Genomic DNA, 12,954 nt, shown 5'->3' on the forward strand with positions numbered 1-12,954 from the left:
TAAAGATTTAGGAAATAAAGATTCCCATAAAAATGTTTCTGTCATTAAACCAACTACTGAAAAAAACCAAACAGATGTAAACCGTCGTGATTTTGTAACAAAATTAGGTAAGTTTGGACTTTACACAGCTCCCACTATGGTCGCTTTAATGGTGGCAGACAAGGCGGCGGCACAAAGCGGCGGCGGAGTAGGACCGCCTACAACACAACCGACTCCGGCACCGACACCGGTACCGTCATCGGGACCGACTCCGGCACCGACTCCGGCAGCGTCACCGGCACCGACTCCGGCACCGACTCCGGCAGCGTCACCGGCACCGACTCCGGCACCGACTCCGACTCCGACTCCGGCACCGACTCCGGCAGCGTCACCGGCACCGACTCCTCCATAGGGTACTATTTTTTTGGGATAAAAGAGTTTGCAATAATTTAAAAGTTGGAAGTGAAAAATGATTGATAAAGATTTAGAAAATAAAGATTCCCATAAAAATGTTTCTGTCACTAAACCAACTACTGAAAAAAACCAATCAGATGTAACTCGTCGTGATTTTGTAACAAAATTAGGTAAGTTTGGACTTTACACAGCTCCCACTATGGTCGCTTTAATGGTGGCAGACAAGGCGGCGGCACAAAGCGGCGGCGGAGTAGGACCGCCTACAACACAACCGACTCCGGCACCGACTCCGACTCCGACTCCGGCACCGACTCCGACTCCGGTACCGTCATCGGGACCGACTCCGGCACCGACTCCGGCACCGGTACCGTCATCGGGACCGACTCCGGCACCGTCACCGGCACCGACTCGGCACCGACTCCGGCACCGACTCCGGTACCGTCATCGGGACCGACTCCGGCACCGACTCCTGCACCGACTCCGGCACCGACAAAGCCTCCCCTTCTTGTGTGATTGGATTGTTGGTAGCACATTCAATCCAAAATTTATTACTCTACAGATTAAAAACTCGATAGCCGATGTTAAACATTTCTGATTTCGGCCAATGATGTAAAAAAATAATATTTGTCAGTACTAAATCATAAATTTTACCATTGAGGCAGAAATTTCGACTACCCCAGCCTCAAAATAGTATCTATGACCCCAGAAGATTCAACTAACAGATTAAAGACATGATAAATAACTCATCATCCAATTTAGACACTTTATTCTCAACGGCATGGCTGCGGCACTATTCTCAACGGCATGGCTGCGGCACTATTCTCAACGGCATGGCTTCGGCACTTGTTTCGCAAACAAAGTAGGCCTTAACTTTGAGGACTGAAATGATCTTCTAAGCGGAAGCGTTCACTATGTAAATAATCAGCTTAACGCCCAGTCCAGAGGGTTAAAACAATCGATGAAAGTCTCCTTGTTGCAATATACCCAAGCATCAGAGCTAGTCATCTTACTGCACTTGTGGCGCGGTAAAAAATATCAGGCCTTTTCACGGGCGTGAAGTGCCTGCATCATTGGCTAGTGCAAAATAATATAGAATATCCAGACTGATGTTGAAAATAATACAACTTAAGTCGTCGCCACGAAAGTTAAGCCCTGCAACAATTTGCAGACTCGACATGTTTATTATGTATAACTGAGACTTGGAGCCAATTCAGTCGGCATAAACTAAGAACTGATGAATATCATGTGCGACAGAATCGTTAATTCACCCACGGTGATCATTAGCCAATTACTGACAGGCCAATGATATCAAACCGTCGGCGGTAACATGTTGGCTGATGTAGACCCCTCACATGAGCAATTTAAAAGGGGAGTCGATATGGGAAATATAATCTGAATTGACTCATCGGGATCACTTAGGCAAATATCTACTGTTGTTATAGCTGCGTGGCACACAAATAATGGACATTAATGTTGGTGTCGGCGTGACATATAGTCTTTTTTTTTTGATTCGAATAATCGCTATTAGCGAGTGGGTCTTTGTAGTTTTTAAAATATGTTCACTGAAAATCACGAATTAGCTATAAAGTGCACCATCCATGATTGTGAGAACGGCTCTTAATATTGTGAAGATTCTTAAAGGTGGTATTGGCTGTTTTCTCCCTCTCTTTATTGACGAAAATATCACTATCAACTGGGAGGAACTAGGCATCATAAGCGACACACAAGCTAACGACTTGTTGCTCTATAACCCAGCGGCTGGTTAACTGGACAAATTGGCTCGTAAGACCCTTCAATCTCGGTCACACGTATGATTTTACTTAAATCATCAACCACAAACACACTATCGCAGGTGTTGGTTTTGAAGACTTTCTTTGCTGTCAATAATTGTAGCTTTCGCAAGTTGACATCTTCTCGGCTTAGCCAGTCATAGAATGCATACTTTTTTGCTTTACTACAGCTTAATAATTCATCCCGAGTGAACGTCATTATTGAATAAGCCACAATCTGCGCAAGTGATAATAAGCTTTCTCGCATGAGTTGCAGAGCCAGAGTGTTTATAAACATGGTTTTTAGTGACGTCGTTTTAAAATCAAGGCGCTTCTGAATTGAGCCAAAGGTATAATGAATATTTTTAAAGTAGATTGGCACAGAAAATCTGTCGTGACCAATGGAAAAAATGTTGTATTTATGGGATATTAAATGTTTTTAAATAATCAAATTTTTGCTACGCAATGGCATTAAGTTATTATTTAACAATAAATTAGTTATGAATTTACGTTCCACTTGAACTACGAAACCCTGAGTTAGGAAAGCCAATGCCAGATTTTGTCATATATAGTACCAGTAATACCTATTATCAAAGTTGGCAGTGTGATTTGCTGGAGTACAGTTACGTAAATGCCCATCAAAAGGGCGAACTTATTGCCTTGTGTTCCGAAGGTGAAAATGGTGACCTATCCCCTAGAGAGTCTAATATAGCAAAGGTGATTCCTTTACCTAGTTATATGAAAAATCAACATACAGGTGATTTCTGGGGTATAGCCAATAAGTTAGGTTCCCTTAAAAGCTGGATTGACAACCAGGAGGTTGAAGGAAGTGTTTTATTTCTCGATCCAGATATGGTTTTTATTAAGCCAATTGATTTGCATGTCAAAGAAGGAAAAGTCATTGCACAACGTTGGGTAGATAGTGGTATTGCCGGTCATCCGATTTTTGATAAATATTGTAGAAAAAATCGTCATAGAATTACCAAAGAAACAATTTTTATGTATCCCTATCTTATGCATACGGCGGATATACGTAAAACTATGGAGAGGTATTACGAGTTAAGTCATGAGATTCGAGACGTTGAGAAAAAATGGGAATCGGACATGTACGCGCTAGTAATAGTTGCCGCAGAATTTGCCCTCGATGTAGAGACGGTAGACGATATGGGTGTATGTAATAATTGGGAAGAACATAATAATCTAGACACACCTATTGTTCATTTCCCAGTGCCATTTCTAAATGCAGAAGGGCAAAAAATTTGGTTTAAGCAAGATTTCACTCAGCAGGCAATTAAAAAGCCTTGGACTAACCTTCCTGCACCGTCAGAGGCGAAAAGTCGGGCAGAGTACTCTGTACTGGCTTTGATTCAAAACTTAATCAATAAACAAGAAATTGAAGCTTCAGGTAGCGATTACTTATATTGGCAAAACATGCCGAAGTCGTTGTTGAAATACCAGCCCAATAACACTAAATATATTGTTTTTGATCAGTACCCAGGCGGTTTTAATAATATTCGTATGTCTTTGGAGTTAGCTGCAGTATTTGCTTTATTGCTAAACAGAGTTTTGGTTCTTCCGCCGAGAACAAACTATTATTTGCTTGAAGGAGAATGTGGATTCGAAGATTTTTTTGATATAAGTGCACTTGGGATAGAGGTCATTGAATTTGAGGATTACTGCGAGCGGAATAATATTGAGATAAATAGCTTAGATCAAGCATGGAAAGATGTCGCTGCGATTTCGTATGTTGCTGACTGGGACGTGATCAAAGATCTTGTTAAAATTCCAGAGAATATTAAAGCTTGTGAGTATTTTGAAAATTACAAGATGGGTAGGGAATCACTTTTCTTCGACACTGAAACCTTGACGTCTGATCACATTCTATTCCCTAAGAATTTGCTGGGGAATTTTTATCTAACCATATTTGCCGAAAACAGGCTCAAGGAAATGACGCAATTTGTAGCAAGTCATATCCATTACAAAGACGATATTCTCCTAGAAGCTTATAATATTATTAAGGTGTTAGGTGACCAAAATTATGCGGCCATTCATATAAGACGAAATGATTTCCAGTACAAAGACCTGTTCATTGATGGAGAACAAATACTCAGGAATATATCCCCTATTTTAAAAGCAGGGGAAACTTTATACATCGCAACAGACGCTCAAGACCATAGTTTTCTAAAGCCTCTTGAAGACGTTTATAAAGTGGTTTATTTCTCAGATGTACAGAATAGAATTAACCAATATATTGATAGTAAATTAATTGGCTCTATTGAACAGTTGGTGTGTACCAGAGCGAGAGTTTTTATCGGCACACGCTTGTCGACTTTTTCTTCGTATATATATCGCATGCGAGGGTATATGGATGATATATATGACACAAATTTTTATGATAATACACTAGAATGCAAACTTGCTTGTCATCAAACTCCTGTTACCAAATTTCCCACATGGACGGATGCTTGGCAAATGACGTGGGGTCGAGAATTCCCTGAAGCATGGAATTTTAAAGAGGAAGTTATTTTTATCTCTATCGCAAGTTATCGGGATCCTGATATCGAAAATACCATAACCGATCTTTTGGAAAATGCGGATAATCAGAGTTTGTTAGTAGTTGGGGTTTGCTTGCAGGATAATACGAAAAAAATTGAAAGTTTTTCGTATAAAAATCATAAACGAATAAAAGTTCTATCCATACCTTTCGAAGATGCTAGAGGAGCATGTTATGCAAGAAGTCTTATTCAAGAAAAATTGTATGACGGGGAGAAATATTATTTGCAGGTTGATTCACATTCTCGTTTTGCAAAGGGTTGGGATACCTATCTTAAAGCAAACTTATTAAGTTGTAAGTCACCGCGGCCAATATTGACTACCTATCCAAATGGGTTTTCTGCCGATGACAAAAATAGGTCTTTCCTGAAGAACAATAAATCAAGTCTGATCGCTATTGAGCATTTTAATGAAGCGGGATTTTTGAAAGTTAGGGGTAAGCAGACGGTTTCAGGTGCGGTTCCCGCCCCTAGCATATGGTTAGCAGCAGGCTTTGTGTTTACATTTGGCAATTGGGTAAAAGATGTGCCTTATAATGCTCAGCAATACTTTAATGGTGAGGAAGATTCGTTATTAATTCGCTCTTATACAAATGGCTGGGACACCTTTGTCCCTCCAAAGAATGTTGTATTTCACGATTACAATGATAATCGAATGCAAAGTAAAACAAAGGTAAGGCCACTGCACTGGGAAGACCATCAGAATATAAAAAACAATTTTGATATTTTACATGGATTACACTTGGGCAAGGGTGTGGGAACGGTTCGAAGTATCGTCGATTTTCAAGAAAGGCATGGCGTAAATTTTGAAACTAAAGAGGTTCGGCCATGGGCGAAAGAAGGATTGCCAAAAGAGCTAGCTATGGAAGAGATCACTCCAGGGCGGCATCATAATCAGTACGATGTGTATTTAGAAACTGACGAAATCTCTATTCGCAAGTATAAAATTTGGATATTTTGTTTGTTCGACTCTCAGGGAACAGAGATATATCGAAAAGATATAATAGACGAACTAGTTCTGAATAAAAAAGAAAATTGGGTAAAGGTGAGTTTGGATTTAAACAGCATGATTTACCCTATTGTAAAAGCGCTTATTTGGCCAGTCATGGAAGATAATAAATTTGCAAGTCGTCATGAGTATCCAGTTAAGATTGATAGAGCTTCTAAAACTATTGTAAGGTCTGATAAAGCAGTTACTGTTCAAAATGTATTAGAGGATAATCATGTAATTGTTGCGCCAATAGCAAGATTACGTTCTGCGTTACAAATGTATGATGCAACCTTAAATACTAAGACGATTGACGACTCTTATGCGTTGTGGATTTTGTGTTTTTTCGATCATGAAGGTAAAGAGGTTTATCGAAAAGATATTGACGACAAGGAGATAATTGAAAAACGTACCGACTCTTTGCTTATTAGCATTGATAGGGCTATTGATCCAAGTACACTAAAAACTGCCCTTATCTGGCCAATGACAGAGGAAAAAACATTCGCAAGTCGCATTGAATATGAGATTGAGGTTGACCTGTCAAATAAAACTATAAAACCCTCCCCTTGGGCATAAAATGGTGAAAGTACAGTGTGTAGAGATTTTTATAAATTGATATTTCAACTTTGCTAAATCACTACCTAACTAAGTAGCAAGTCAATTAAGAGTTAATAGGTTAGATGAAAGAATGTACTATATTTGTCGCATTGGCGGCATATTGTGAGCCTGAGTTAGAGCTCACCATTAAAGATTGCATCGCAAAATCTAGTAAGCCAGATAATTTGAGGTTTGGAATTTGTTTGCAATATGACGCCGGTGGTGAAAAAGAGATACAAGCAGACTGTATCGATCACCTTATAACAGATAAGCGAATTAGAGTAATCAAATTTGATCATAGAGAGAGTAAGGGAGGCTGCTGGGCTAGAAATTTAGTGCAAACCATGTATGCAGAAGAAGATTATACTATTCAGGTTGACGCTCACACTCGATTTGTTGAAGGTTGGGACCAAACCTTAATCAACATGGTACAACGCTTTCCAAGTGAGAAACCTTTGATAACTGGTTTCCCACCTCTTTATTTTCGCCATGATGAAGTAGATAGTTATACTTGTTTAGATTGGCGAGGTTATACAAATACTACAGTGATGGAACAGTGGTCACCTGATGGTTGGATCCATCATCCGACACATGATATTAAAGAAAATTTTAAATCGCCGCGCTATACCCGATTTTTATCGGGTGCTTTTGTTTTTACAAGTGGTGAATGGAATAAGACTATAATGCAAGATCCGGAGCATTATTACTCTGGCGAAGAGTTTGCCCTTACCCTGCGCTCTTATACTCATGGGTACGATCTATTTACTCCTGATGAAATTGTTGTCTGGCATCGTTGTCATCCAGAAGCAAATCGTAAACATTTTTCTGATTTTGAGAACGAAATCAGTCAAAAGCACCATAATAAGGCGATGAAGCGTTTGAACTTGCTTATGAAGGGCGACCCTGCAGGAGAGCTAGGTCGTTTTGGTTTAGGGACAACCAGAAACTTAGAAGACTTTTACAATTTTTCAGGATTGGATTGTGAAAATTTTGAAGCGCATCCAGATGCTATAGCTGGTGTGCCTCCTAACCCACAGACCATTAAGCGTTAACAATAAAAGCATAGTTTACCTGCTCAAAAAGATCGTTACTGAAATACAAGTTGAATAATGAATCAGTTAGAAGTTTATCAATTTATTGGCCGTACCCTAAGTCCATACAGCAATATGGATAGTAACATTGTTTGTGCGCAACAGATTATGCATAGAGAACTTGACTGGGAACGAATAATCTCCATAGCCACTGGCCATTTGGTCGCTCCTGCACTTTACGCATCGTTGTTACGAAAAGACTTTCTGAAATTATTGTCTGAAGAACTACAACACTACTTCCATACCATGTATTCTTATAATACTCAGCGTAATGTAGGCCTAAATGGACAGATCGAAGAGCTTCTACACTATTTACCTCCTGGTGCAATCCTTCTAAAAGGGGGGGCCAGTTTAACTTCTGAGCTTTATTCTCAAGTGGGTGAGCGCGTAATGCGGGACTTGGATATCCTCGTAAAGATTGAATCTATGCATTCCACTGTGAAACAGCTTTTCTCAATTGGCTACCGCTACTGTGAACTAGACTCTTTACCCGCGCCCCCATTAGATGAACAGGAAGATCCGATTGAAGCGCTTAATGCCAGGGGATTAGGGTATATGCACCATATATACCCCCTTGTACACCCTAAGCATAATGCCAGTGTTGAATTACATAGACAGCCACTGTTGCAATTAGGTGAAAGAGAATTATTATCTAGCGGCGAAGCTTTTTCTAACGCAGTGCAATGCAAGAATTTAAAGATGCTCAGTATAGAGCACAGGTTGTTGCATAATTTTTTCCACGCTCAAATTCAAGATAGAAACGGTTTACTGGGTAAAATTGATCTGATGCAGGCTTATGAATTTGTACAATTAGTCTATCGGCATCAAGGAGCTGTTCAATGGGATCAGTTACAAAGAAGAGTCAAAGAATGTGGTTTAGAGATTCACTTTCAAGTTTATCTATTATATGTCGAGGATTATTTTTACTGTCCAATACCAGAGAATATTTCAATTTCCAGACGTTCGAGAAGAATAATAAAGCGGCAACAGCTACTTGAGAAATATAAGGTGCTTAGAATTATTCATGGGCCAACTATGTTGTTCGTTTTTAGTATTTGCCGAGAACTTTCTCCCATCAGAGTTAAAGAAAAGTATGGACCAATTTCATTTGTAATAGCTTATTTAATGGCGATTACAACTCTACCTTTCAGGTTATTGAAACCTGGCACGATTAAGGCGACCTTTCGTCAATTACGAGATTCTTTTCGTGGGTAGCAGGTCTAATAATACCTTGGGGTCTATAAGCTTATAAAAGTCAAACTTTCAGTCTACGAAAAAGTAGCCTTGAGAACGGGGTCCAAAATTTCGAATGCGGAATTTAGGTCTTTAAATCTCAGTTCATATACAGGCATTTTTTCTACTACTGCGAAAATCTGCATGACACCTTCATAACTAGAGTTTTCAACAAAATAGCTACCAGAGTTCATTAATTTTGATAAACCTGTTATTGAGTCTATTTCTGTTAAGACTGTTTGTTGAGAAGTATCAACGTGAGCAAAGATCATGATAGCCGGCCGGTAACGCCTGCCATCTTTTGTTATACGGGGAGCGGGGACTAACTTAATAACATCTGAAACAGTTCCAGATTGGACATTAGGTTCGTCTTCAGTTAATTGCTCACTGATTAAGTCTAGGTCATGCTTACGAAGCTTTAGCGGCATTGGCATTGCCTCCACCGTACTATTACCTGCATGAAAAGGAAGGTTACAGCTGGCTAAAAAATCATAGCCATAATGCTTACTCATTGCGTATAGCAAACCAACCCGCCCAGGATTCAAGAGCCCAGGCATAATGATTGCTTGATTCCCCTGCCCAAGCCCTCCAGCACCTAGGCATAAAGACACCCCACTTGATACTGGTATCATCGAATGAAGTTCGCTCAGTATATTTTTAACAGCCAGTGGAGCATTAGTGGTCACTCCAGCTTGACCAAGGTCAATGCGAACGGCATGTCCTTGGTCAACTTTGTTTACTGAAATTTTTCTTTTGGGGATTGCCTTAGTATTGATTTCAAGTGGCTGCAGCAAGGGGCGCAACATCTTTTCTACTTCACTATCGTCATAATCTATTTGTATAAGAGTACTGGTAATATTGTAATATTGCACTGAGGTGCCAATTTTTTCATCACTAAGTTTGTATAGTGCAGAGTTCTCATCAGGTAGGATTTCAGCGTTATTCCAGCTCTGCCTAATCTGCTCAACATCAGATTGAATTTGTTGACTGTCTATACCAAAATGAGAGGATAGTTCTTCTACTAAGTCCGCTGAAGGTATTTTTTTGCTTGCTTGGGCCTCCCAAATCCAACCCGCTATGCCACTTAACACATAAACACTATTCGAATAGGGACGATAAACAATTAACCCTTGATTGCTGGAAACCCCGACGACACTCTTAGGTGAATTTGGGATATCTTTTACCGTTGGCGTGGCTGTCGACATTGTTTTAGTAAAATCTGCAATATAATTATTTTCTTTTTGATCTAGCCGGCCCCTAACCCACATCACCGCAACACGACGTGAGCCTGAGGTTATTGTGGTGGCCCGGTGCCAATGATTGGAAGGTGCTACTACCATATTACCGCAGCCATGCAGTCCTGGCGATCGTGTTCCAGATAAAGGATCATGGAACATTAAATCTCCCATAGTATATTCAGATTCATCACTCAGATTGAGAACTGCTGACAGTATTCGATTGCTCCCTTTATCAAATGTATCCGCATGTTCTTTTGATAGCACATCAAAATGCCATATGTAATGACCTCCCGGAGAGTAGTTTAATATCTGCACCCGCTCAGGCTTGAGCAATCGCATTTCCCACAGCTGTTCGTTTAGTTGCTTAACCTGCTCAAACATATGCTCTTGCAACCAATGACCTGATTCAAGGGAAGTGTTTTGGGAACGACGAATATGACTATCAGTGCTTCTAGTGCCGTCCCAATTAGCGAGCCCGGCTGGTTCGGATTCAAGGATTTCAAGCTCAGAGAGTAATTTACTTTTCTGCGAAGGACTGATTACGTTATCAGCCAAGGCAAATAGTGGGGGAGAATCAAATTTCATGAGTTATCAACATTTATTATAATTTATGTTATTCGAGTAAATAAAGACTATTAATAAGCATTACCTGACTTAGGGTAATTTAAAACCAAAAAGCCCAGAACTTGTATTGGATTGTATCCCAAATTCCTCATAATGTTGTATATTTTCTAACATTTGAATTAAGCACACAACAGGATTTATCCTTGAGTCTATCGTATTATCATTCGCCTGCTTTAAACTATAGGTAGGATATTGTTAGGTGTTATGGTTAAGTAATCTCGGCTGATATACTGTGGGCATTTTGCAGCAATACCCTAATGGACATTGCATACAAGCAGTTTCATAAGCAGTTAAAGAAGCCATTAGGGCAGTTTCATAAGCAGTTAAAGAAGCCATTAGGGATATTTTCGAATAACTTGTAAATAAAGTATTGGCTCACTGACTCAATCACAACTTGAGCATGTTACCTACACACTATCTTTTTAGCTAATTGCTCGGACTGGTTCTAGGAGAAAATAATTTGAATCCCGAAAAAGGTGCGGAATGTTAGATTGAACTAATATTTGATTATTATTTTTCCCACTTTCGGTCAGTTTGACTTAATTACGCTGATGTCTATGAGATAGTCTTGAAGGCAATTGATAGCGAGCCTATTACTCATATCAATTATCAAATTCCACTGGAATATAAATTTTAGGTTTAAAATGACAAAATATATTAGCGTAACTTTTGCCATCCAGCGGGATTGGTCTGCCATGAATAAGCCTTGCCCCTTCATAAAATAACATATCGCCTGGTTTTAATAGTACGTGATGTTGCCGATAAAAATTATCTTCTAAGACTAACGGCCATGGTTGATTTACTTCTTGATCCACATTAATTATGACGCTTATTATATGTGTATGTGGACGGTCCCTATGCATTTTTAGGGCTGTTCGATTGTTATATACTCGGACACCATAAACTGATGTTGGCTCAAGTTCTGTTCCACTCCAAGCCTCCAAATGTGGTTTCATGATTGCTTGTATCTGATTTTTTAATTCCGATGGTAGGTGAACCATTGTACTCGATTGTGCACCCTTATCTTCATTAAAAATATATCCTCCAGGCACGTATTCGTCATGGTTTTGTTTTTTGTTTTCATGAAAATAATTATCGATTTGCTTAAATGCATCTTCTGGAAAACGGCCTTTAAAGTAACCATCAATAGTATAGTTTGGGATAAATTCGTTTATGCTTTTAGAATACATTGGAGGCGCAGGGGTAAGCTCACTTTTTGAATAAAAACGTTTACTAATTACAACATGTTTACGACTAGTTAAGCGCTTCTCATTATTTATATAATGTAAATGATACGCTTTATCTGATTGCAAACTGTTCCAAATAACGGCGGTACCTTTTGTTGATTTGAATTTTTTTTCTTCACTATCATTCAAGTAAATCATGAAAATATACACACTCTGCTTTTGTAATGATTCAGGCGTCTCTTTTTCCGATTCTTCAAAATCATCCCATTGGATCTGTTCTGAATAAGAAACATCTATTCCCATGATCTTACAAATTCTGCTATCAATATTTTCTATAATATCGGTATGTATAAGACTGAAATTATCGATTCCACTTGGAGTCATATTTTTATTTGATTTATGATTTAGACTTAAATTTTGAGTGTTACTGAGCTGGCTATATGCAAGCATTTCTTTGCACTCTGAAGTGCTTAAAAAATTTTCTATGCTATAAAATTCAAAATTACCATTAATATGTTTCTTTGCATTAGGCAAAAATAATTGACTCACTTTAATTTTTTTACAATGAATATTTGCATGCTCATTGATTGACTTATTTTTGTTTTTCAATGGATTTACAATTAAATTTAAATCAACGTCAGGGGTATATTTCATTTCTTCTACAATAGATGAGTACTGGTAGCCTTCATCCAGTAGAATTTTAAAAATACCGTCTTTATCGCGACCAGCATTTATGTTGGTTGAGATCCAGTTTTTCCAGCTTGTATCAAAATTTGTTTTCATTTAAATCACTATATTATTAACAAAATTCTATTTAAAGAGTTGATTAATTATCAACTCTTTATGTCATGTCAAGGTTTAATGTATTTGGCATGCTCTAAAAAATATAAATAGGGATGATGTCATTGATGCATGAAATGCGTGCTAAACAATGAATACCTGACACCAATAGGTGTTCATATGCCATGGATATCTACGCTTAACTAGGGTAAAAAAAAATAATGTCGATTTGACATAAAAACAATTGATTTATATTCGTATCCCTATAGGCGAAGATAACCAGATGCAGTAATTGTGTGGTTAATGGGATATCTCGATTTTAACGAGATAGGTAACCACTTGGCTTAAATATTATCAGACTTTTATAGGAAAAACCTTTCTAAAACGACTGCCTAAATTTTCGGGAATTCAAGGGTAATCAAAAACTATTAGGCAACATCTATTTTGACAAACGGCCAATGCACTTGACGTCACACAATGAACGAAGGGTCATGTCAATAGT

7 protein-coding genes are annotated in these 12,954 nt (G+C 38.7%); 3 read left to right on the top strand and 4 right to left on the bottom strand.

Translation table 11 applies throughout. The features are described 5' to 3' along the window. Nucleotides 1-197: 197 nt before the first annotated feature. Complete coding sequence (locus Q0Y52_RS08400) at nt 198-377, bottom strand: hypothetical protein (protein ID WP_297820580.1); 180 nt, start codon at nt 375-377, stop codon at nt 198-200. Nucleotides 378-2,121: 1,744 nt separating this feature from the next. Then, nucleotides 2,122-2,544 carry a hypothetical protein gene (locus Q0Y52_RS08405; RefSeq protein ID WP_297820582.1) on the bottom strand — a complete coding sequence of 141 codons (423 nt, stop codon included), beginning with the start codon at nt 2,542-2,544 and terminating at the stop codon, nt 2,122-2,124. Between the two features lie 167 nt (nt 2,545-2,711). On the opposite strand from Q0Y52_RS08405, the gene Q0Y52_RS08410 reads away from it, so the two are divergent. From Q0Y52_RS08410 to Q0Y52_RS08420, 3 genes are all read left to right on the top strand, one after another. Further along, nucleotides 2,712-6,278: a GlcNAc-transferase family protein gene (locus Q0Y52_RS08410; RefSeq protein WP_297820584.1), complete on the top strand. Its 3,567-nt coding sequence runs from the start codon at nt 2,712-2,714 to the stop codon at nt 6,276-6,278. A gap of 104 nt (nt 6,279-6,382) precedes the next feature. After that, a complete protein-coding gene (locus tag Q0Y52_RS08415) occupies nt 6,383-7,351 on the top strand; it encodes a GlcNAc-transferase family protein (RefSeq protein WP_297820586.1) in 969 nt (322 codons plus the stop codon). Between the two features lie 57 nt (nt 7,352-7,408). Next, entirely contained in the window at nt 7,409-8,605 is a 1,197-nt protein-coding gene (locus Q0Y52_RS08420) for a nucleotidyltransferase family protein (protein WP_297820588.1), read from the top strand. Between the two features lie 53 nt (nt 8,606-8,658). Here Q0Y52_RS08420 and Q0Y52_RS08425 read toward each other — a convergent pair whose 3' ends face one another. Beyond that, on the bottom strand, nt 8,659-10,446 hold the full coding sequence (locus Q0Y52_RS08425; protein ID WP_297820590.1) for a PqqD family peptide modification chaperone: 1,788 nt from the start codon (nt 10,444-10,446) through the stop codon (nt 8,659-8,661). 641 nt (nt 10,447-11,087) lie between these two features. Beyond that, nucleotides 11,088-12,455, bottom strand: coding sequence for a proline hydroxylase (locus tag Q0Y52_RS08430; protein ID WP_297820592.1), 1,368 nt, complete (start codon nt 12,453-12,455; stop codon nt 11,088-11,090). Nucleotides 12,456-12,954: the final 499 nt, after the last annotated feature.

Source organism: uncultured Paraglaciecola sp., from assembly GCF_943787955.1.
Lineage (GTDB): Bacteria > Pseudomonadota > Gammaproteobacteria > Enterobacterales > Alteromonadaceae > Paraglaciecola.